The sequence below is a fragment of the uncultured Kordia sp. genome (assembly GCF_947489565.1).
GTDB lineage: Bacteria > Bacteroidota > Bacteroidia > Flavobacteriales > Flavobacteriaceae > Kordia.
Genome location: NZ_CANLEA010000013.1, coordinates 22,807 through 44,349, shown reverse-complemented (window position 1 = coordinate 44,349; position 21,543 = coordinate 22,807). Strand labels below are relative to the sequence as shown.

At 34.4% G+C, this 21,543-nt stretch carries 19 protein-coding genes; 5 read left to right on the top strand and 14 right to left on the bottom strand.

Annotation, left to right across the window (positions count from 1 at the left end):
- Nucleotides 1–8: 8 nt before the first annotated feature.
- From Q0845_RS17570 to Q0845_RS17515, 12 genes are all read right to left on the bottom strand, one after another.
- Nucleotides 9–1,013, bottom strand: a complete 1,005-nt coding sequence (locus Q0845_RS17570; RefSeq protein WP_298516011.1) for an N-acetylneuraminate synthase family protein — start codon at nucleotides 1,011–1,013, stop codon at nucleotides 9–11.
- A 285-nt stretch (nucleotides 1,014–1,298) separates the two neighbouring features.
- Nucleotides 1,299–2,513 carry a glycosyltransferase gene (locus Q0845_RS17565; protein WP_298516009.1) on the bottom strand — a complete coding sequence of 405 codons (1,215 nt, stop codon included), beginning with the start codon at nucleotides 2,511–2,513 and terminating at the stop codon, nucleotides 1,299–1,301.
- Nucleotides 2,514–3,317 carry a glycosyltransferase gene (locus Q0845_RS17560; protein ID WP_298516310.1) on the bottom strand — a complete coding sequence of 268 codons (804 nt, stop codon included), beginning with the start codon at nucleotides 3,315–3,317 and terminating at the stop codon, nucleotides 2,514–2,516.
- Between the two features lie 55 nt (nucleotides 3,318–3,372).
- Nucleotides 3,373–4,020 (bottom strand): class I SAM-dependent methyltransferase, encoded by a 648-nt coding sequence (locus tag Q0845_RS17555; RefSeq protein WP_298516006.1) that lies wholly within the window; start codon nucleotides 4,018–4,020, stop codon nucleotides 3,373–3,375.
- Between the two features lie 7 nt (nucleotides 4,021–4,027).
- On the bottom strand, nucleotides 4,028–5,353 hold the full coding sequence (locus Q0845_RS17550) for an ABC transporter ATP-binding protein (protein WP_298516004.1): 1,326 nt from the start codon (nucleotides 5,351–5,353) through the stop codon (nucleotides 4,028–4,030).
- Nucleotides 5,353–6,219 (bottom strand): ABC transporter permease, encoded by an 867-nt coding sequence (locus tag Q0845_RS17545; protein ID WP_298516002.1) that lies wholly within the window; start codon nucleotides 6,217–6,219, stop codon nucleotides 5,353–5,355. Before Q0845_RS17545 ends, Q0845_RS17550 begins: the two co-directional genes overlap by 1 nt.
- A gap of 17 nt (nucleotides 6,220–6,236) precedes the next feature.
- Nucleotides 6,237–6,611, bottom strand: coding sequence for a hypothetical protein (locus Q0845_RS17540; RefSeq protein ID WP_298516000.1), 375 nt, complete (start codon nucleotides 6,609–6,611; stop codon nucleotides 6,237–6,239).
- Between the two features lie 3 nt (nucleotides 6,612–6,614).
- Nucleotides 6,615–6,764 carry a DUF5989 family protein gene (locus tag Q0845_RS17535; RefSeq protein ID WP_298515998.1) on the bottom strand — a complete coding sequence of 50 codons (150 nt, stop codon included), beginning with the start codon at nucleotides 6,762–6,764 and terminating at the stop codon, nucleotides 6,615–6,617.
- 4 nt (nucleotides 6,765–6,768) lie between these two features.
- A complete protein-coding gene (locus Q0845_RS17530; protein WP_298515996.1) occupies nucleotides 6,769–7,911 on the bottom strand; it encodes an SGNH/GDSL hydrolase family protein in 1,143 nt (380 codons plus the stop codon).
- A gap of 5 nt (nucleotides 7,912–7,916) precedes the next feature.
- Nucleotides 7,917–9,776, bottom strand: coding sequence for a carbamoyltransferase (locus Q0845_RS17525; protein WP_298515994.1), 1,860 nt, complete (start codon nucleotides 9,774–9,776; stop codon nucleotides 7,917–7,919).
- Between the two features lie 55 nt (nucleotides 9,777–9,831).
- A complete protein-coding gene (locus Q0845_RS17520) occupies nucleotides 9,832–12,285 on the bottom strand; it encodes a tyrosine-protein kinase family protein (RefSeq protein ID WP_298515992.1) in 2,454 nt (817 codons plus the stop codon).
- A 4-nt stretch (nucleotides 12,286–12,289) separates the two neighbouring features.
- A complete protein-coding gene (locus Q0845_RS17515; protein WP_367180683.1) occupies nucleotides 12,290–13,159 on the bottom strand; it encodes a polysaccharide biosynthesis/export family protein in 870 nt (289 codons plus the stop codon).
- A gap of 41 nt (nucleotides 13,160–13,200) precedes the next feature.
- Here Q0845_RS17515 and Q0845_RS17510 point away from each other — a divergent pair, with 41 nt between their 5' ends.
- From Q0845_RS17510 to Q0845_RS17500, 3 genes are read left to right on the top strand one after another with little or no spacing between them, the layout of a single operon-like run.
- Nucleotides 13,201–15,060 (top strand): ABC-F family ATP-binding cassette domain-containing protein, encoded by a 1,860-nt coding sequence (locus tag Q0845_RS17510; RefSeq protein WP_298515990.1) that lies wholly within the window; start codon nucleotides 13,201–13,203, stop codon nucleotides 15,058–15,060.
- 6 nt (nucleotides 15,061–15,066) lie between these two features.
- A complete protein-coding gene (locus tag Q0845_RS17505) occupies nucleotides 15,067–15,834 on the top strand; it encodes an O-methyltransferase (protein WP_298515988.1) in 768 nt (255 codons plus the stop codon).
- A gap of 4 nt (nucleotides 15,835–15,838) precedes the next feature.
- Nucleotides 15,839–17,692, top strand: coding sequence for a hypothetical protein (locus Q0845_RS17500; protein ID WP_298515986.1), 1,854 nt, complete (start codon nucleotides 15,839–15,841; stop codon nucleotides 17,690–17,692).
- A 394-nt stretch (nucleotides 17,693–18,086) separates the two neighbouring features.
- On the opposite strand, the gene Q0845_RS17495 is transcribed toward Q0845_RS17500, so the two are convergent.
- Together Q0845_RS17495 and Q0845_RS17490 are read right to left on the bottom strand one after the other, a co-directional pair.
- On the bottom strand, nucleotides 18,087–18,629 hold the full coding sequence (locus Q0845_RS17495) for a hypothetical protein (protein WP_298515984.1): 543 nt from the start codon (nucleotides 18,627–18,629) through the stop codon (nucleotides 18,087–18,089).
- A gap of 38 nt (nucleotides 18,630–18,667) precedes the next feature.
- Complete coding sequence (locus Q0845_RS17490; protein ID WP_298515982.1) at nucleotides 18,668–19,375, bottom strand: hypothetical protein; 708 nt, start codon at nucleotides 19,373–19,375, stop codon at nucleotides 18,668–18,670.
- 278 nt (nucleotides 19,376–19,653) lie between these two features.
- On the opposite strand from Q0845_RS17490, the gene Q0845_RS17485 reads away from it, so the two are divergent.
- Together Q0845_RS17485 and Q0845_RS17480 are read left to right on the top strand one after the other, a co-directional pair.
- Nucleotides 19,654–20,469, top strand: a complete 816-nt coding sequence (locus tag Q0845_RS17485) for a class I SAM-dependent methyltransferase (RefSeq protein ID WP_298515980.1) — start codon at nucleotides 19,654–19,656, stop codon at nucleotides 20,467–20,469.
- A gap of 477 nt (nucleotides 20,470–20,946) precedes the next feature.
- Nucleotides 20,947–21,522, top strand: a complete 576-nt coding sequence (locus Q0845_RS17480) for a cob(I)yrinic acid a,c-diamide adenosyltransferase (RefSeq protein ID WP_298515978.1) — start codon at nucleotides 20,947–20,949, stop codon at nucleotides 21,520–21,522.
- The last annotated feature ends 21 nt before the right edge of the window (nucleotides 21,523–21,543 follow it).

Sequence of the window (21,543 nt, the reverse complement as noted above, 5' to 3'; positions counted from 1 at the left end):
ATCGATTTTTAACGGATATCGTCATTGTTTAAAAAATCCCACTGTTTCATGTCATTCACCAGCTTTTTTCCGATGACTTCTTGAAATTTTGAAGCTAGAATTCCGTAATTCTTAGGTTTCTTGGCTTCTAAATCGTTAAACGTTAAAACATGTCCTTTTGGTAAATCTTTGTTGATTGCTAACGATTTTTCAAAGATTTGCTTTAATTCTGAATATTGTGAGTTGTCTTTTTTGTCTATAGGATGATTCAACGCTTTGTCAATGTTTCTGATGGCGCTGACTAATTTTGTGGTTTCTGGAAATGTGAGTGATGATTTTGCATCTGGACCAAACATTTCTTTGTCAAACACAACATGAAATTCTAAAATCTCTGCTCCTAACGCAGCTGCTGCAATTCCCGCTTCGATTCCTGATGAATGATCGGAAAATCCAATTTTTACTTGGTAACGGTCTTTGAGTTCTTGAATCACGTTTAAACCAAACTGTTTTGGCGCTGTTGGATATGAAGTTGTACACTGTAATATAGAGAATTCGCAGTTTTTTTCTTTAAGAAAAGCAACGGTTTCATCCAATTCTGCAAACGAACTCATTCCCGAAGAAATGATGATTGGTTTTCCTGTGTTTGCTATTTTTTCTAGCAATAGAAAGTTATTGACTTCCCCAGAACCCACTTTGTATTGTTTTACACCAACTTCTTCCAACAAATCTACCGCTGCATTGCTAAACGGAGACGACAAAAAATCTATTCCAACTTCATCACAATGCGTTTTGAGTTCTTTCCATTGTTCTAATGAAAATTCCATACGCTGCCAGTATTCATAACGTGTTGCATCTTGCTTTGAGAATTTTACTCTAAAAGGTTCGTGAATGCTACTTTCCGCTACAGCAATATGTGTTTGAAATTTGATCGCGTTTGCGCCCGTTTTTGCCACAGCATCAATGTATGCATGCGCCATTCCGAGACTTCCGTCATGTGCTTGCGCGATTTCTGCTATGATGTAGGTTTGTTTCATTGGTTCTAGGTCTTTGGTGTTGGGTTTTTGTTCGTTTGTTTGTTTGTTTGTTTGTTTGTTTGTTTGTTTGTTTGTTTGTTTGTTTGTTTGTTTGTTTGTTTGTTTGTTTTACTCTTAACGTCAGTTCGAGTGAATTTGCAAAGCAAATTTGTATCGAGAACAGCTATGATATAAAAAACTCTTTGATTTCAAAGCTATTCTCGATACAATTTTTCATTTCGTTTTACTCAATGTAAAATCACTCGAACTGACGTTTATGCTATTTATTAATTTAAAATTCAGCATTCAACATTTATCATTTAAAGCTTCCAAAAACGTCTTCAACTTTTCCAACTGCTTCTCAGCTGTAAAGCTTTCCACAAACGTTTTTCGTGCATTATCGCCTATAAATATCCGTTTTTCTGTGTTGTTATACAAATCCACCAATTGTGTGGTCATGTGCTGTAAATCGTTGCTTAAGATACTATTTTGATCGTGAATGACTTCCGGATAACAACTTGCCGCTTCTTTGGTACATACTAATACCTGCGCATAATTAAATACTAAGGGAATTCGCGTGCGTGTTCCCGTGTTGTATTCCCATGGAATGATATGGATATCGTACGGTTTTAGTTCCTTTGTTAAGTCTTCTACGAAACCTAGACATTCTATTTGATGGTCTTCCAAGCGCTTTTTCAAAGATTCGGAAGCATATTTTAGATTTCCGATGACTTTGAGTTTTATGTTTGGTAATTTTTCTTTTAAATCATTCCAACAGACTTCTAAAAATCGTTCCAATCCGATTCGATTTGCCGTTGTTCCCATACCGCCTAAATGCACTATGGAAGGCGTTTTTACTTCGCTTTTAGTCAACTCAACTTGTTGATACGTTAACGGAATGTATAATGCGTTGGAATTTCCATAGTCTTTGATTTCCTGCGTTTCTGTGTACGATGCGGAAACACAAGCTGATACACTTTTTACTAGATCCAACTCTACTCTTTTCTTTTGTTGTAGGTGGAATTTTTGTAAGAACGAAAGCTTACTTTTTAGTTTTCTTAATTTGAATTCCCAATCGTGATGCGCATACACAATCGGAACATTCAGATTTGAATAATTCGCCAAAATCGCTGTCCAACGCCATTCTGTCCAAACAAGATTGATGTCATTTTGTGAAATATATTCTTTTAGAATTTTCTCATTTGCTGAATTCACAAAGAAATATTCAAACTTTTCAGGTGCAGAAATTGCCGTTTTGATACGATCCACAATTCCTTTTGGGTGAATTTGCGCGACTTGAAAGTGTTTGATTTCAGTATAAAACCCTTGTATTTCTTGAATATATGCTGAATTTACTTCTGACGAAAGTTTTGCTTTTTGTTTATCCGAGAAATCAACTAGCAATACATGAACTTTGTACTTTAGTTTCGCCAATAATTGCAAATGACTGAAATAGACAGATGCGCCGCCATTAGCATTTGGAGAGATTTTGGTGTTATTTACTAGAAAAAGTACGTTCATCTACATGAAATATTTATTCAAAAAACCCAATCCGTTTTTTATGAAAATACGTCCAATTTTCGATTTTATCGCTATCCTTTTCGGACTTCCCCATTTTTTATGAAAAATGATGTGTCCTTGCAATAGCTTTTTACGTTCCAGCATCCAACGGTTTTGTGGTGTGTAAATATATTTTGGAATGTCCTTTTCGGGAATTTCTACATCGTCAAAAAAAGCACTTTTCTTTTTCTCTAATTCTTTGGAAACTTTACTTTCTAGGTGTGAAACTTCTGATTTTGAGACAATCACATGTTTTTTACCATATTTCTGAAGCATCAAACTATAGTCATCATCTGCATAGAAAAAACTAAAACACTCGTCTAGTAAGCCTGTTTTATCAAACATCGCTTTTTCTGCAATGATGCACCAACCTACTACATGTCGTCTTACTTTATATCCGAAAAGATAATCTTTCCCTTCAAAAAAGCTTTTCGGCGTGAATTTAGAATCATAATCTACCGGACAAAACGATTGTACTTTCGGATGCAACTGTTTTACCTTTAGAATCTCCGTAAACCAATTCTTTTGAAAGATTAAATCGTTATTGAATAAACCAACAAAATCGCCCGTAGCAGCTTTGATTCCTATGTTTAGAAACTGATGAAAGTTAAAATCTTCCGTAGGAATGATCACTTTTACATAGTCTGGAAATTGATAAGGAGAATTTTGAATTTGCTTGTTACTTTCTATCAAAAGCACTTCAAATTGAACTTCTGAACTCTCTTTTTCTGCTGCTATCATACTTTCAATACAATGCAGCGTCATGTCGAAAATCGACTGACTTTTGGTATTGGACAATATGATGGCAGAGAACAACATGTTATTTTTTTACACAGCGAAATACGTACTGAAATGTAAAATAGTTTTTGAATAATCCTAATTTCTTGAAAATTCTCGGTATCAGTGGAAATCCGCCTTTGTATGCACTGTATCGCATGACACGCGTCAATTCTTCAATTTTCATGTCTGCTTGATCCACGAGTTCTTCGATGTTTTTAAGCGTAAACCAACGCATATGTGTTTTATCGTACAATCCGCTTGGTTCGTACGGGAATTTCCCTTTGAACACCAAGTGTTTCAAGGTTTCTATGTGCTGTACATTTGGCAAAGAAATGATCATTTTTCCTGTAGGTTTCAATGATTTTTCTAGTTGTGATAATACATGCCAAGGATCAATTAAGTGTTCTAAAACATCTCCCAAAATGATATAATCAAAACCTTCGTCTTTAAAACTTTGCAACAATGCTTCATCTTCAATACTTTTTTCAATCACTTTCGTGATGTTTTTTTTAGCATTGACTACCGATTCTTCGTGTGTTTCTACACCAATGACTTCAGTTGCCATTCCTTGATCGAGCAACCATTTTCCATTGATTCCATTGGAACAACCAACATCTAAGACTTTTAGATTTTCGCCTTCAATCAGTGCAATGATGTCTTTTCGAAGTTTTATGTAGGCTTGATTCATGTTCGGGTTATTTTGAGTCTAGAGGTTCTTTTTTTATTTTCCATGATAACATTGGACGTACAATTCCTGGCCATTTTCCTGCATACGATCCGCGTACGCCATCACCTGTGGTATCATCAAAGATTTCAAAACTTAATAAGTTATCTTCTATCGCGTGAATGATTTCTGGATTGTAGTTTCCAACTGCCACTAATAAACTAAATTGTCCTTCCGCTAAGAAATGACGTGGAATTTTACAGGTTGCTGTAACAATTCCTTTGGTTTTATCATGAAAATCGAGCCAATCTGGTGCGTTAAATTCATTGGAAGCAAATAAGCGTTGACCGCGTTCGTTGATCACATGAATGATTGCTGTATTGTTGTATTCCGTATTTAAATCCCAATATTCAACATTCACATAAATATCATCACGCACACTAAAACGATTGCATAATTCGCCTTTTTCATCACGAATTGCGGCACTTTTTAAGCGTCCAAAATCATTTCCTGGCGCGGTTTCCAAGCTTTCCCATTCGTGATAAGGTTTCGTATCTAATCCTTGACTTAAGTATGCTTGAATTGCTTTGTCTGTATCGCCATCAAAAATCACTTCTCCATCAGCTAACACTACCGTACGCTGCGTTAATTTCTGAATGGCGTCCATATCATGACTTACAAATAAAACTGTTCTTCCTTCACCTTTGGCTATGTCTTGCATTTTTCCAATGGCTTTTTTCTGAAATTCCGCATCACCAACTGCCAATACTTCATCTACAACTAAAATTTCAGGTTCTAAATGTGCTGCAACGGCAAATGCCAAGCGTACTTTCATTCCCGAAGAATAGCGTTTTACAGGCGTATCTACATAGCGTTGAACTCCTGCAAATTCTACAATTTCGTCGAATTTTGATTTGATTTCTGCTTTGGTCATTCCCAAAATAGCACCATTTAGGAAGATATTTTCTTTTCCAGTCAATTCTGGATGAAATCCGGTTCCTACTTCTAATAAAGAAGCAATTCTACCTTTGGAGCGAATAAGTCCTTGTGTCGGCATCGTTACTTTCGAAAGAATCTTTAACAGTGTTGACTTTCCTGCTCCGTTTTTACCAATAATTCCCAACACTTCACCTTGTCGCACATCAAAACTAATGTCTTTGATTGCCCAAACATAGTTAGAAGTTCCAACCGTATTTCGTTTGTTTCGTTCGCCAATACGCGTATATGGATCTTCTTTTCCACGAATTTTATGCCACCAACGGTTCAAATCATGACTGATAGTTCCTGTACCAATAACGCCTAAACGATATTGTTTGGATAGACCTTCTACACGTAATATGATATCTTTCTCCTGCATTATACCGTATCTATGAAATTACGTTCTGTTTTGTTGAATATGATCAAACCGAATAGAAATATGATGACTGAAATTGCTAAAGTGATGAATATATATTGTAATGAGAATTCTCCTTCTTGAAACACCATGTAACGAAATGATTCTATCACACGTGCCAACGGATTGTATTCTACGATCCACGAAACGTACGAAGGTAATTTTTGCGTTACAATTGCCATAGGATACATCACCGCAGAAACGTACATCATCAGTTGAATTCCGAATTGTACTAAAAATGTTAAATCGCGGTATTTTGTCACCATTGACGAAATAATCATTCCCAATCCTAAACCTAATAAGCCCATAATTAGTACGATTAAAGGCAATAATAGTAAGAATGGCGAAAGATCTCCTGCTTTTCCTTGTGATGCAAAGAATATATAAAATGCTGTAAATATCAATACTTGAATTCCGAACTTTAATAAGTTAGAAACCGTAATTGATAATGGCATAATCACTCTTGGAAAATAGACTTTTCCGAAGATATTTTCATTTTTTTTGAAGGTATCGGAAGTCGCTTTGAGACATTCTGCAAAGTAATTCCAAATGGTGATTCCCGCAAGGTTAAATAAAAATGCATTGACCGTTCCTGTTTGAATGTCTGCAATTCCATTAAAAACCAAGGTGAAGATTACCGAAGTAAGCAACGGTTGAATTAAATACCATAACGGACCTAATACGGTTTGCTTGTATAAAGTCACAACGTCACGGCGTACAAAAAGCATCAATAAGTCGCGATATTGCCAAATTTCTTTGAATTTGAAATCGAGAAGATTGCTTTTTGGAGATATTTCAAATAACCAAATATGTTTTTGGGGCTTGTCCAAATGGATTGAATTTTAGGTTACCAAATATTTTCTAAATCTTTTTTTGTGTAGGTATGATTACGTTCTACAAAAGTGGTTTTAGAATCATTTTTTAATTTAAGCGCACTTTTTTTCGAGAATATTCTTGATAACATTGCAAATGGCGTTAGAAATATAAAGAATACGGCTGATAAGAGGATTCGTGTATTAATCCATCCTAAACCTAAGGCAAATTTTCCCCAAACCCATACGATGGCACTCTCAATGAAAAGAGATAAAACACCCGCTCCTAAAGCGATAAAGAATAAAACTCTAGCTGCAGTTGCATATTCAGTTTTCCAATGAAGGTAGGTTGCAATAAGCAAGAAGCCTATTACCATCACCAAGATAACTTTTGAATTATTTTCTTTCATAGTCTAAAATAATGCATAGATAAATGGTGCTACTGCTGAACTACTACCAATAACGATGATAACTCCTAATAGTAATAACACAATGATCATTGGCAATAACCAGAATTTTTTTCGCTCTTTTAAGAATCTGAATAGATCTTTTAAAAACTCCATATTTTTATTGATTTAAGGTCTTTATAAATGTTGCTAATTCGTCTCCCATTTTTTTGTTTCCTGCTGGATTAAAATGGCAATCGTCATATAAGTAGGTACTTGTCTTCGGAATAATAGAATCTGTTTTGAATACAGGAATTGAAAATCTCATACTTTCATTTACCGTTATATCATTGATGCTATCTACTTTTTGTTGTAGCATTTTTGCATTGTAACGAATGCCGCCACGCGATGTCATCCAATGCCAATTCTGTAAGGCTTCTTCCTCCGTATCCCAAGTCACTACTTGCGTGGCAAATATAAGCTTTATATCATTTGCCTGACAAATCCCGATTAAGGTTTTTAATTTATTTGTATAATTCCCGTAATCGGTTGTAGGTAATTGATTTTCAACAGGTCGTGCTTGCGTCTTTGTTACTTTTTTCTTGTAATTTGATTCTATTTCAATCGTTTCTAGTGCATTTTCTTCACTTTTGAAAGCGTAATACAAACGTCTTGGAATTTGGAATTCATATAGAAAAACACCTAACATTTTCCCGAAACTAACATTTTTATCCACTTTTTCAGTCACGTTGAATTTTAGCGGATTGTCGTCCAACATTAAACGTGTAACATCGTTGATTCCACAAAAAACAATGACTTCATCGGGTTGCAAGTGAATGATTCTGTGTGACAACATCGCCAAGTGATCTTGAATATTATCGCCCGATTTCCCAGCATTGTAGACTTTTACCGTTTTGTTTTTATAATTATCACGGTTTAAATTGTTTTGCAATACTTGCGTCCACACATCTGCATCATCTACATAGAGACTTTCCGTAGAACTTCCGCCAATAGCGAAAATTCGATATTCATTGTCTGGCTTTGGTATTTTTAATTCATCGCCACGAAAACCAACATTATTTACTGTGAAATTGGTCTTTTCCTTATAGTTTTCAAATCCTAACAAACCTTCTTCCGTTGCAAATTCGAATTTTGTATTTGGATCAAATTGCGATTCGATATATTGATTTCCAATTGGCGGAAAAAACATGTTTTGCTTGGCATTTTCATACGGATCTGGCACCGGAAAAAACTGCAAGATGATTTCTATCAGTACAATGAGCACCAATAGCACGATAAGATTGTATTTAATTGTTTTCCACACAGGTACTAATCTAATAAAAATTCTTCTTTCCAATCGTCAGCATCTTGCCAACTTGGTTGTTCCTCTTTTTTGTATACATAATTTCCTATCACCAAATAGTCCATTTCCGTTCGCATAAAACAGCGATACGCATCGTTTGGCGTACATACAATTGGTTCTCCACGAACGTTGAAACTTGTATTTACCACAACACCAACTCCTGTAATTTTCTTGAATTCGTTGATGAGTTCCCAATATTCTGAGTTCGTTTCTTTGTGTACCGTTTGAATTCTCCCTGAGAAATCAATATGCGTAATTGCAGGCAATGACGAACGTTGTACATACAATTTTTCGCGAATTGGTAATTCGTGATAGTTTACTGGAATTTCATGTTTTATTTTTGGGTGTATTTTGTGCACCAATAACATGTATGGTGAAATTCCTTTGTAGTCAAAGAATTCGTTTACATCTTCCGAAAGCACTGACGGCGCAAATGGTCGAAACGATTCTCTGTATTTTATTTTTAGGTTGAGTTTTTTCTGCATTTCTGGATTTCGCGCATCACCTAAGATACTTCTACGTCCTAACGCACGCGGTCCAAATTCCATACGTCCTTGCATCCAACCAATGGCATTTCCTTCTGAAATGTATTTTGCAACTTCTTTCGTTAAATCGTTAAAATCTGAAAAATGCGTTGCTTTTGCATTGTATTTTCTGTTAATTTTTTCAACATCTAAGTCTGAGAACTCAGGTCCTAAATACGAGCCATGCATTGCATCGTTTGGTTCTACTTTGCGTTCTTGTTCAAAGTAAGTATAATATGCTGTTAAGGCAGCTCCTAACGATCCGCCTGCGTCTCCTGCTGCAGGTTGAATGAAGATTTCTTTGAAGATATTTTCATTCTGCAATTTGCCATTCGCAACACAATTTAAGGCAACTCCACCAGCCATACACAGATATTCTGCTCCTGTAATTTCTTTGGCGTGTTTTGCGAGTTTGATGATAATTTCTTCCGTTACTTCTTGAATTGCCAATCCTAAATCGGAATGGTGTTGTTCAAATTCAGATTCGGAAGTTCTTTTTGGGAAACCAAATAATTCTTCCCACTTTTTATCATACACCATGCGCAGTCCTACCGCATAGTTAAAGTATTTTTGATCTAACCAAATAGAACCATCATCGTTGATTTTGATGAGTTTCGTTTTGATGATTTCTTTGAATTTATGTACGCGTTCTGAGCTTGGGTTTCCATACGGTGCCAATCCCATGAGCTTGTATTCTCCTGAGTTTACTTTGAATCCTAAGAAATAGGTAAATGCTGAATACAATAATCCGACAGAATGTGGAAATTGCAATTCTTTCAACATCGTAATGTCTTTACCATTTCCAAGACTTATGGAAGCTGTTGCCCATTCTCCTACTCCATCAAGCGTTAAAATTGCGGCTTTTTCATAAGGCGAAGGATAAAAAGCACTTGCTGCGTGTGACAAGTGATGTTCTGGAAAAAGTAGTTTTAGCTTTTTCTTGTTGAATGGTTGTACTTCTTTTAATTCATCCTTGATCAGCTTTTTTAAGAACATTTTCTCTTTCAACCAAACCGGAATTGAGGTAATGAAAGAAGTTACTCCTTTTGGCGAAAAACCATAATAGGTTTCTAGCAAACGTTCAAACTTCAATAATGGTTTGTCATAAAAAACTACGGCATCAAGCTCGTCAATCGTTTTTCCTGCATAATCTAAACAGTATTTTACTGCATTTGTTGGAAATGCAGGATCGTGTTTTTTACGTGTAAAACGTTCTTCTTGTGCTGCAGCTAGAATGTTTCCATCTTGAACAATTGCTGCTGCAGAATCGTGGTAAAATGCTGATATTCCTAATATCGTCATAATCGCTTTCTATTGAAATACCTAAAAAAGCATTTCATATTTGGGGATTGTTAGTTTATCTCTTTTTAAAAGGTTTCAAAAGTCTCGATACTAAAGATCGGCGTTCTTCTTCATGATAACCATTTCCATAGCTTCCATAACCATATCCGTATCCGTAACCATATCCATACCCGTAACCATACTTGGCTTTTTGACGGTAATCATTGAATATGAAACTTATATTTTTGACTTCTCCCTTTTTGTACTTTTCATTAATAATGTTCAACATGGCTTTCTTTGAATAGTCTTGTCGAACCATATATATTGTGGCATCTGCATGATTTATTAAATCCAACGCATCCGAAACCAAGCCTAATGGCGGTGTATCTAATACGATGTAATCATAACGTTGCTTTAATTCTGCGATAAATTCTTCGAGTTGTTGACTGATCAATAATTCAGAAGGATTTGGTGGCACTGGTCCTGAAGTAATCACATCTAAATTGTCATATTTTGTGTGTTGAATCACTTCATCCAATTCTTTTTGACCGATCAAATAATTTACAACTCCGGTTTCATTCGTAATTCCAAAATCACCAAAAATCTTAGGTTTACGCAAGTCCAACCCAACTAAGATGGTCTTTTTTCCTGTGAGAGAAAATACCGAAGCAATATTGATAGAACAGAATGTTTTTCCTTCTCCACTTACCGAAGAAGTGATCATTACTGTTTTCGTTTTGTCTTTATCTAAATTTTTATAGATATATTGTAAACTCGATCGAATTCCCCTAAAGGATTCTGCCACCGATGATTTTGGACTTTCAAATACTGCCAAATTCGATTCCGTTCTACTTCTGCTTACAATTCCTAGAATTGGAATGTTGGAGAGTTTTTTAATGTCATCTGGCGTATTGATATTATTATCTAACACTGTAACCAAGAATACAAATCCTAGCGGAAGCAGCAAGCCTAAAAATAACGCTATGGAATAGTTTTTCTTTGTATTTGGCAAAATAGAACCTTGTCCTAAATCTTTAGCACTGTCAATTACTTTGACGTCCGAAACATTTGCGGCTTTTACAATTCCTGCTTCGTTTTTCTTTTCTAGAAGCAATGTATACGAAGCTTCGCTTAATTTATAACTACGCTCAATATTGAACAATTGCTGTTCTTCTTCAGGCAACTTTCTGAATTCTGCATTGGCTCTTGCCGTTCTGCTTTCTACATTAGAAATATCAATATTTGTAGAAGAACGCGCTGTTTTTACATTTTCGAGCAATACACGTTTTGTGGCATCAATATCTTGATCGATTTCTTTAAAGAAGATATCATTTTTAACAGTTTCTCCCAACTTCGCTCTTCGGATAGATAATTGCACAATTTTAGATACATTGTTTACAATATTAGCATCATCAATTCCTGAAGAAGCTGGCGCTGGCAACGATCTAAAGTCGGTACTGCTTGTTAAGTAATCTTCCAAGAGTTTATAATACTCAAGCTTTAGCATATAGCCGTTTTTCTCAATACTGTATTGATTCAATTTGGCAAATACTTCTTCTCCTTTTAAGGATGGATTGAAAACTTTATTGTCTTGCTTGTATTTTTTGAGCTTTTGTTCGTCTTTTCGAAGTGAATCTTCCACTCCAGAAATCATTTTATCAATAAACGCTAGTGTATTTGTAGCAAATTGGTTTTTTTCTTCGAGTTGTTTCTGTTTTAAGATTTCGGTCGTTACATTCAAATAATCCGCCAAAATAGCACGATTCGGTCCTGTAAGACTCAACACCAGCATCGAAGCTCCTTGCACTTTTAAACCAACACCAATAGAACGATATTTAGATATCTCTGAATTGAGGTTTGTTAAGAAAATATAATACGGTTGTCCGACTTTAATTTTTGTATCACGTCGATGCGTCAATGCAAATTTAAAATACGGTGATTTTACTTCCGCATTCATAACAAAATTGCCTGTGAATGAAGGATTTTCTGGTGAAAAACTAGAAACTTTATTCAGCTTATAATTGATTCCTCTGTAGATTTCATCGCCAGAAAAATCAATACTTGCGGTATAATTTTCCTCATCCTTAAACACAATTTTAATCGGCGTGTTCATGAGTTGCGGAATATTCTCGTCCAAACTCACAATAAAAGGTGCGTTTGTGTGAATGTCTTCCAAGCGATATTGCCCATCTTTTTTGTAATGAATGTATGATTGCAACACACGTACTACATTTTCGTTGTGTGCTCTCGATTTTAAAATCGTTTTGATGGTTTCTACCTTATCACTCGCACCGCCCCAATTAAAAGTAAGGTTCATGCTCGAAGAAAAGAATGGATTCTGCTCTTCTTTGATAGAAATTAAACTTTCAACGCGATAAATTCGTTCGAGTTGTTTGTTGTAGAAATAAGTCACTACAAAAGCAATTCCTAGGGTAATCACAAATAGATACCAATAATTGAGCGCTCGAAATGCGAGTGCTTTGATATCAAAAGAATTTTGTGATTTTAATTCGTCAAATTCCTCTCCCATGCTCTTATAGATTTCTTGACAATACTAATACACTTGTAACTAGCGACAACACCGTAACTACAGTTGTAATGGATTGTACTAAGGTAGTTCCTGTTCCTAGTGATTTTTGCTTCAACGGTTTTACATATACCATATCATTCGGTTGAATATAGTAATATGGAGAACTCAACGCATCTACACTTGTTAGATCGATATGATGAATTTTTTGTCCTTGCGGATATTGACGAATGATCAATACATCTTTTCTATTTCCTACTGTCGTAATATCTCCCGCACTTGCTAAAGCTTCAATAATATTGACACGATCTTGATACAAAGTATAAATTCCGGTACTAGAAACCTCTCCGGTAACGGTAAAGCGCAGACCTGCTAATTTCACCACAATAAACAAATCTTCTGCTTTGTTAAAATATTCTTCTAGTAGTTTTTTATTGATGGATTCTTCTATTTCATCTAAGGTATAACCTAATACATTTAGCTTCCCAAGAATTGGAATTTCAATATTTCCGTGTTTAGTTACCGTAAAACCATTGTAATATAAGCTTTGCTCCGACTGCAATGCTGCTGCATTTTCGGCCGCTACAGGCTGAAACATGGCCACTAATTTCGCATCGGTAGATTTTATACTAATAGATAATAAATCTCCAATTTGAACTCTATATGGCTTTTCATTTAATTTTATCGACTGCTGAATCAGCGCTTCATCGCCTTCTTTTTCTCCAAAATACGTAAGTTCCTTATTGGTGACACAAGAAGCAAACATGAAGAAAATGATCAGAATTGATATCGGGGCTTTCAAATTCATTAAATAGGTGCTGTTGTTTAACAAGCAAATATAAGTTTTACGCACTAATAATAAAATTCTATGCAACATATCTGATCTTTTTATTTTTAATTTGTAAAAAAATCAACAACGTGAATTATTTATCCGTCGAAAATATCTCTAAGTCTTTTGGTGAACGTGTTTTGTTTCAAGACATCTCTTTTGGAATCAACAAAGATCAAAAAGTAGCTTTTATCGCCAAGAATGGAACTGGGAAAACATCTTTACTTAATATTATTACAGGTCGTGAAGAATCTGATAGCGGACAAATTATTTCCCGAAAAGGAATTCACATGGCGTTTTTATCTCAGAATGAACGTTTGGATCCGACGCTTACGATTGAAGAAACCATTTTTGCTTCCGATAATCCAATTTTAGATATCATTGCCAATTATGAACGTGCCTTGCTAAATCCTGATGATACTGATACTTATCAGAAAGCATTTGAACAAATGGAATTGCACAATGCATGGGATTTTGAAACCCAATACAAGCAAATTCTGTTTAAACTAAAACTTGAAGATTTAACTCAAAAAGTCAGCAATTTGTCTGGTGGACAGAAAAAACGCTTAGGTTTGGCTACAATTCTCATCAATAAACCAGATTTATTAATCTTAGATGAACCTACCAATCACCTCGATTTGGAAATGATTGAATGGTTGGAAGAATATTTCAAAAAAGAAAATATTACACTCTTTATGGTCACGCACGACCGTTATTTTTTAGAACGTGTGTGCAATGAGATTGTGGAACTCGAAAACGGACAATTATACAGTTACAAAGGAAGTTACTCGTATTATTTAGATAAAAAAGAAGCACGTATTCAAGCGGCACAGGCTTCGGTTGAAAAAGCTAAGAATTTATATAAAAAGGAACTCGATTGGATGCGTCGTCAGCCAAAAGCACGAACTACCAAATCGAAATCTCGTATCGATGATTTTTATGTAATTAAAGAAAAAGCGCATCAACGCCGTAACGAACACGAAGTACAATTGGAAATCAATATGGAACGTATGGGAAGTAAAATTCTGGAGTTGCATACTATTTCTAAATCATTTCAAGATAAAGTCCTGCTCGATAAGTTTGAATATGTGTTTAAAAAGGGCGAACGCATCGGAATTATAGGAAAAAACGGAACAGGGAAATCTACCTTTTTGAATATGATTACAGGACGTTTGAAACCTGACGGTGGAAAAGTGATTGTGGGAGATACTATTAAATTTGGGTATTATACACAAAGCGGAATCAATCCGAAAGAAGGACAAAAAGTGATTGATATCATCAAAGAATATGGTGAATATATTCCGCTGAAAAAAGGACGTATGATTTCGGCTGCGCAGTTGTTAGAACGCTTTTTGTTTGACCGAAAACGTCAATATGATTTTGTAGAAAAATTATCTGGTGGCGAATTGAAACGTTTGTATTTGTGTACCGTTTTGATTCAGAATCCTAATTTTTTAATTCTGGATGAGCCAACAAACGACTTAGATATTGTAACACTGAATGTTTTGGAAAGCTTTTTACTAGATTTTCCAGGTTGTTTGTTAGTCGTTTCGCATGATCGATATTTTATGGATAAAATTGTAGATCATTTATTTGTGTTCCGCGGAAACGGCGTCATTGAAGATTTTCCAGGGAATTATACCGATTATAGAGTGTACGAAGACAGTATTGAACCTGTTTCAAAATCTACTGAAAAGAAAGAAAAGAAATCGTGGCGACAAGATGAAAGCGAAAAATTAAGCTATAACGAACAAAAAGAATACAAACGTTTGGAAAAAGACATTCAACGTTTGGAAGAAGAAAAAGAAAAGATTGAAGCTGAATTTGTCTCAGGTGAATTGTCGCAAGAAGAAATTCAAGAAAAGTCGATAGAATTGCAGAAAATCATCAATGAATCGGAAGAAAAAACAGAGCGTTGGTTTGAATTGGCGGCTAAAATTGAAGAATAATTAATTATGTGGTATCAAATCTTTGCCTACTTCAAATTCTTTTTTAAATCTACCAATCAACATGGTGTGCATTCGCCTTTTGTGTACGATTTAATTACGAAGTGTTTTTATGATAAAAAGAAGTTTCATGCATATCCTATTATAGATCAATATAGAAAGGATTTACTTCAGAATCATTCCATTATTGAGGTAAAAGATTTTGGTGCAGGAAGCAGAGTATTTTCATCCAACAAACGAAAAGTTTCCGCCATTGCAAAAAACGCGGGAATTACACGAAAAAGAGCGCATTTACTCTATAGATTGACACATTATCTCAAACTGAAAAAATCGCTAGAAATTGGCACTTCATTAGGATTAGCTTCAAATGCTTTACACAACAATACGAATGAATTAATCACTATAGAAGGTTGTCCAGAAACTGCAAAAGTTGCACAAAATCAATTTGATAAGTATGAAATGGAAGAAACCAAACTCATTATTGGTGAGTTTGAAACTGAACTTTCTAAACTTACCAATACGAGCTATGATTTGGTATATTTTGACGGAAATCACCAAAAAGAAGCCACACTTTCCTATTTTGAAACCTTGCTAAAAACGGTTCATAACGACACAGTTTTTATTTTTGACGATATTCATTGGAGTAAAGACATGACCGAAGCTTGGGAGATTATTAAAAATCGTCCTGAAGTCACCGTAACGATTGACACCTTTTTTTGGGGATTTGTATTTTTCCGCAAAGAGCAAGTAAAAGAACATTTTATTGTACGTTTGTAATTGTATGATCGCACTTATCATCAAAACCATATTAGTCGTAGTTTCTCTTTTGGGAAGCATGATTTTTGTACAGCGTAAATTCAACATTTATGCTGGCTTCTCGCCTATTTTGACCTTTTGTAGCATAGGTGTTTTATTGACACTTGCACTTATGTTCAACATGCTGCAAATAGTTGCTTATCTTGTGTATGCGCTTGGTTTGATCGGTTTTGGATATTATACTTTTCAATACTTTAAAAGCAATCGTACGGAAGTTTTTATTGAATTTCCACTGCGAATTTTCATCGTACTATTCGGGTTTAGTTTTTTACTTTATGGAAACTCTTATTTTTCTGCTTGGGACGAATTTAGTTTTTGGGCAGTTGCGTTGAAAGAATTGGTTGTTACCAACGAAATGTATGGTTTAAACTTTACCGATTTTCCTGAATATCCTCGAATTACAACGCTCATTCAATACTATTTCAACAAAACCATTTCGGGTACTTTACATGAAGGCATTGCCATTTCGGCACATGTAATCTTTTCATTGGCATTTATTCCTATGATTTGCTATCAGCGAAAACGAAATTATATCAACCTAATTTTAACTTGCATTATCCTTTTTGTAGCATATCAAGTATTGTGTACGCCTATTTACTTTTTATATGCTGATAATTTCATTGCAATGTTATTAGGCGTTGGTTTGGTATTTTATTTCTTATTGGACGATAAACACAAAGCCTTGCTATTTGCGGCGATTCCTTTAGCGACATTGACATTAACAAAACCGATTGGAATTCTTTTCAGTCTTATTGGTTTGGGAATTATTGCTGTACATTATCTCTTTACAAGTAATGTTCGTGAGCAATTCATTCATAAAATAAAACCATTGGTATTTGCTGGTTTGATGGTGTTGGCATGCTTTGGAAGTTGGAAAGTATTTATTTCCTTTAAAAACACGCAACCAATTTCCAAAACCACTTCGCAGATTACGTTTGAAAATATCATGAATCCGCCCGATCATTATTATCCGATTCGCGATTCATTTATCGATGCTTTTTTCTTTGGCGGACAAGAAATCGGAAGTGCAATTTTAAAACCTGCGACACTCCAAAAAGACATTAAAAAATATACAGGAATCAACTTGTCGTTTCTGAAAGATGCTTCCAATATAAAAATCAGTGCTTTGGTTATTCTGCTGTTATTAATGAGCATTGCCTTGTATCACAGAAAGCAGCTTCTATCCTATTTTCCAAAAAAATATAGTTTCCTCATCGTAGCAATTACAATGTTTCTTGCCATTGTTGGATATGCAATTTTGTTATTATTTATTTATGCCTTTGTTTTTTATGAAATTACGCAAAAGGAAGCTGGCGAATTGGCAAGTTATTATCGTTATATGGGAAGTTTGCTATTGGCTTTCTTCTTTTTCTTTAGCTTATTAATTTACAATTCGAAAAGAAGATATACGTATTATATCATTGCGATATTGCTATTCTTTATGCTCGTTTTACCGCGATCGTTCTTTTCTAATTTGACAAGTTCAACTCCAAATGCAACCGTAGAAAACAGATTGCGCATTGGAACACAATTTGATGCTTTTATTCATAATGAAAACGTTCAGAACATAGCATTTATAACGTATGATAACATTGAAGATATTACACAATATCATTTAAAATACGAATTCTTACCTGTTCAAACCAATAGTGAACCGATGACCTTCAAAGCGCTAACAACATCAAACACTGTTCAGGAAATCAAAGAAAAGTTAGCTTTGTACGACATGATCATCATTAACGAAGAAAAAAGTGATGAAATTCAGCAATACTTTATGAAGAATGGAATTATGAATCCTGTTTTTGTATTGAAAAATTAGATATGTTTTGCTTTTAGATTGTTAGACTTGTTAGACTTGTTAGACTTGTTAGACTTGTTAGACTTGTTAGACTTGTTAGAAACTATAAATTTTGGATTTTAAAAACGTCATTTCGAGTGGTTTTTCGTAATAAAATGAAGAAAAATTGTATCGAGAAATACTTAGAATACCAATTATTACTTGCTGCGAATTCACGAATATCTTTCTTCTTTATTATTCTTGTGAAGGTTATAATTTATTTTTAGCTTGTTTATCGGCACGAGTTACAAATTCGCACTAACGTTTATTATTAGACGCGCTATGCTTTTAAATTGTTAGACTTGCTTTGCTCTTAGACAGATTTCGTTCCGGAATCCATTCATTAGATTATCCCATTTAGAAATCAGCTATGATTTTACAAATTAAACTTCGTTTTAACTCTTTGCCACAATGAACTATGTCCATTATTAGCATATTCATAAGAAGCTAATTCAATCCAATTGTCAGAACTCCACGTGAATTCGTTTTGGAGTCTTCTAGACCCTTGATTAAGCGCAAAATTGATTAAAATTGAACTTCTTCTTTTACAGTTATCAAGACTTGCTTTATTAGAAATATAGGTCTTGTCTATTTTTTTGTAATAATTCTTTAGTGCATCAACATTAAACTTCACCGTTTTTAACGATCCCCAAACATTTTCAGTTGATTCTTTCGCGTGAGTAGATTCTGGAAACCATAATTCAAGAATATCGTACAATGAATATTTATATCCATCATCTAAATTAATAAAAGATAGTTCTACAGCTCCATGATCGCAGAAAAAAGATAATTCCCAAGTTCGATTTCTATAACGAACACAATGATCTTCTTCTTTTGCAATTAGTTCAAAGTTATTTTCTTCAGCAAATATTTTCATTTCTGCCGCTACTTGTTCGGGAAATTCCTTGTAACTGTACATTGTTTTCTTGATTAATGCTAACGTATTACTAGCAGTATTTATTTCATTTCAAATGTTTTCCAAGTATCAATGATGTCATCTGTATTTTCAGATGTTATTTCTCTCATTCGGAATGTATTTGTCGCAATCTTTTCAATCCTTTTTTCTTTTTCAGGCTCTTTATAGAAGATATCAAAAGTTACTCGACCTTTAATTTTCCATTGTTCTTGGGTTAAACTGATTAATTCTAAGCTTTTAAAACGACTTGAACAAGACGTATAATATTTTCCTAATTCAATATTCCCATCGTTATTAATGTCTTCTACAGGAAAAAAGTAATCGGTTTCCAAACAAGGAACATCAACTTTTATGCGAGGAATTTTTTTGTCAGTAAAGATTGCAGAAGCGCCATTTTCATAACTATTTTCTTCAGTGATAAATAATTCTGGTATGATTATAATTGAATCATTTATTCCGTCGTAATTTATGTCTCCCAACGATTTTATAATAGAATATCTCTCAAGGTCTTCTATCAATGTTGATGTTATGACAACAATTGTGGTATCGCGTAAACATTCCTTTATTCGTTCGTGAATTTTTGAATTAGAAAGTAATTGCGCTTTTTGATTTGGATTTTCCCAATGGTCTCTCCAACTATTAAATTCAGGAAACTCTGCTTTGGTTGTATTTTTACTATTCAATTTATTTTTACACGATACTAGAATCATTATCAGAAGTAAAATTGAAATAGAGAATGTTTTTTTCATATTATTTACGTGCTTTTGTATAGTTGGCTACATTAGCAAAAACTAAGTTAGCAAAAGAAAACGTATTACAGGAAAATCTTTAGGATTTCCCAATTAATATATACATGTTGTTATGACTAGTTTTAATTCAGCCTTTCTAATTTTGGTTTACATCTAACAACAAAGTGCATCCAACAATCTAAAAGCGAAGCGTGTCTGAGGCAATATTCCTGTAAAATAACGTAATTTAATTGCAATTTTTAGTTAATTTGCATCGTCCCAATAAAAACCCAATTAAAGTGAGTGATACACGTTTACAAGAAGTCTTAGAAGTCAACAAAAAACAGAAAGAATTCTACAATGTAAAAAAGAAGAATTTTGCAACAAAGCTTTGGTCTTTTATGCGAAATAAGTTATTATCTGATTTCCGAAAAGAACTGCAAATCAACGAACAAGTTTATGAAAAACACAAAACTTGGTTGGGCGATTTGTCTGATAAGAAAGTGCTTGATTTAGGATGTTACGCAGGAAATCACCTGAGCTTATATTTAGCTGAAAACTCTAAAAGTTACTTGGGAATTGATTTAAGCGACAAAGCGATTGGACAGTTAAACGAGCGTTTGAAAGATTTACCAAATGCCAAAGCGGAAGCTGTTGATTTTTTATCGCCAGAATTTAAAGAAACTGATTTTGATATTATATATGCATACGGCGTGTTGCATCACTTTGAAAGTTTGGACCTTTTATTTGGCAAACTCAAAGAAAAACTAGCTGATAATGGAAAACTAATTTCCTATGATCCGTTAAAAACAAGTTTACCTTTGCGCATTATCCGTGGTATGTACAGACCTTTTCAATCGGATGCAGATTGGGAATGGCCTTTTTCCAAAAAAACGGTGCAACGCTTTCACAAAGAGTTTACAGTTGTGGAACGCAGAGCTATCTTAGGAAGTTCTAAATGGGCATTTTTCCTCAACTTGCTTCCTATGAGTTCGACAAAAAAATTAAATTACATCAAAAAACTGCATCAAAAAGACTGGGAACAATCGAAAACAAACGATCGACACTTGTATAAATGTATGCATTTAACGATGTTGATGGAACAAAATAGCTAATATATGAGTACAGAGTTAATTGTCTTTATTGTCATTGTAGGTGTATTAGCGCCTCTTTTATTCATAAATACTCGAAAAAACAAAAGGCGCACTAATAGCCGTAAAGATCGTCGATTTATGAATGATTATTTAAGAAACAAAGACGAAGAAAAAAATGACTAATTGGTTATTACCAGTAGCTGTAAGTGTTGGACTTTTCTTTGTGTATCTGTCCAACAAAAAAATCGGTAAAAAAATAATTGATTACTATACAAAAAAGGAAAACGAAGAAAAGAAAGACAAGTAAAATATCTAGTTTTTCCTTACTGATTGTAACAAAGACGAAAAAAAGTAAACTGATAATAGCAAAGCATAAAACAAAAAAATATGACTGTTAGAGTAATTCTTATTGGTATTGTGGTCTTTGCTGTTGCTTATATATACGCATACCAAAAAACGAAGAGAAACTAGATCTCTCAAAAAAAGAAAAAGAAAAGAATGAAAATTTATACAAAAACTGGTGATAAAGGAACCACTGCCCTATTTGGCGGAACACGTGTTCCAAAGCATCATATCCGCATTGATAGTTACGGAACTGTGGACGAATTGAACTCATATATTGGTTTAATTCGCGATCAAGATATCAATCCACATTACCAAAATGTATTGATGGAAATTCAAGATTTACTATTTACCGTTGGTGCTGTCTTAGCGACAGATCCTGAAAAGGCAACTTTAAAAAACGGAAAAGATCGCTTAAACATTCCTAGAATCTCAGAAGCTAATATTGCGGTTTTAGAAAGAGAAATGGATACCATGAATGATGCATTGCCACCAATGACGCACTTTGTATTACCTGGCGGACATCAAACTGTGTCATTCTGTCACATTGCGCGTTGTGTTTGCAGAAGAGCAGAGCGTTTAGCATCAGCACTTTATGAAATAGAGCCTTTTGACGAACATACTTTAAAGTACCTAAACCGACTTTCTGACTATCTTTTTGTATTGGCACGAAAGTTGTCGAATGACTTACAAGCGAACGAAATAAAATGGATTCCTAAAAAGAATTCGTAAACAGCTGTAAATTAGAGGAAT

Excerpts from the sequence above, each read along its gene's own strand:
- Q0845_RS17570 (WP_298516011.1), bottom strand. The coding sequence starts at position 1,013 with ATGAAACAAACCTACATCATAGCAGAAATCGCGCAAGCACATGACGGA.
- Q0845_RS17565 (WP_298516009.1), bottom strand. The coding sequence starts at position 2,513 with ATGAACGTACTTTTTCTAGTAAATAACACCAAAATCTCTCCAAATGCT.
- Q0845_RS17560 (WP_298516310.1), bottom strand. The coding sequence starts at position 3,317 with ATGACGCTGCATTGTATTGAAAGTATGATAGCAGCAGAAAAAGAGAGT.
- Q0845_RS17555 (WP_298516006.1), bottom strand. The coding sequence starts at position 4,020 with ATGAATCAAGCCTACATAAAACTTCGAAAAGACATCATTGCACTGATT.
- Q0845_RS17550 (WP_298516004.1), bottom strand. The coding sequence starts at position 5,353 with ATGCAGGAGAAAGATATCATATTACGTGTAGAAGGTCTATCCAAACAA.
- Q0845_RS17540 (WP_298516000.1), bottom strand. The coding sequence starts at position 6,611 with ATGAAAGAAAATAATTCAAAAGTTATCTTGGTGATGGTAATAGGCTTC.
- Q0845_RS17535 (WP_298515998.1), bottom strand. The coding sequence starts at position 6,764 with ATGGAGTTTTTAAAAGATCTATTCAGATTCTTAAAAGAGCGAAAAAAA.
- Q0845_RS17525 (WP_298515994.1), bottom strand. The coding sequence starts at position 9,776 with ATGACGATATTAGGAATATCAGCATTTTACCACGATTCTGCAGCAGCA.
- Q0845_RS17520 (WP_298515992.1), bottom strand. The coding sequence starts at position 12,285 with ATGGGAGAGGAATTTGACGAATTAAAATCACAAAATTCTTTTGATATC.
- Q0845_RS17515 (WP_367180683.1), bottom strand. The coding sequence starts at position 13,159 with ATGTTGCATAGAATTTTATTATTAGTGCGTAAAACTTATATTTGCTTG.
- Q0845_RS17505 (WP_298515988.1), top strand. The coding sequence starts at position 15,067 with ATGTGGTATCAAATCTTTGCCTACTTCAAATTCTTTTTTAAATCTACC.
- Q0845_RS17500 (WP_298515986.1), top strand. The coding sequence starts at position 15,839 with ATGATCGCACTTATCATCAAAACCATATTAGTCGTAGTTTCTCTTTTG.
- Q0845_RS17495 (WP_298515984.1), bottom strand. The coding sequence starts at position 18,629 with ATGTACAGTTACAAGGAATTTCCCGAACAAGTAGCGGCAGAAATGAAA.
- Q0845_RS17490 (WP_298515982.1), bottom strand. The coding sequence starts at position 19,375 with ATGAAAAAAACATTCTCTATTTCAATTTTACTTCTGATAATGATTCTA.
- Q0845_RS17480 (WP_298515978.1), top strand. The coding sequence starts at position 20,947 with ATGAAAATTTATACAAAAACTGGTGATAAAGGAACCACTGCCCTATTT.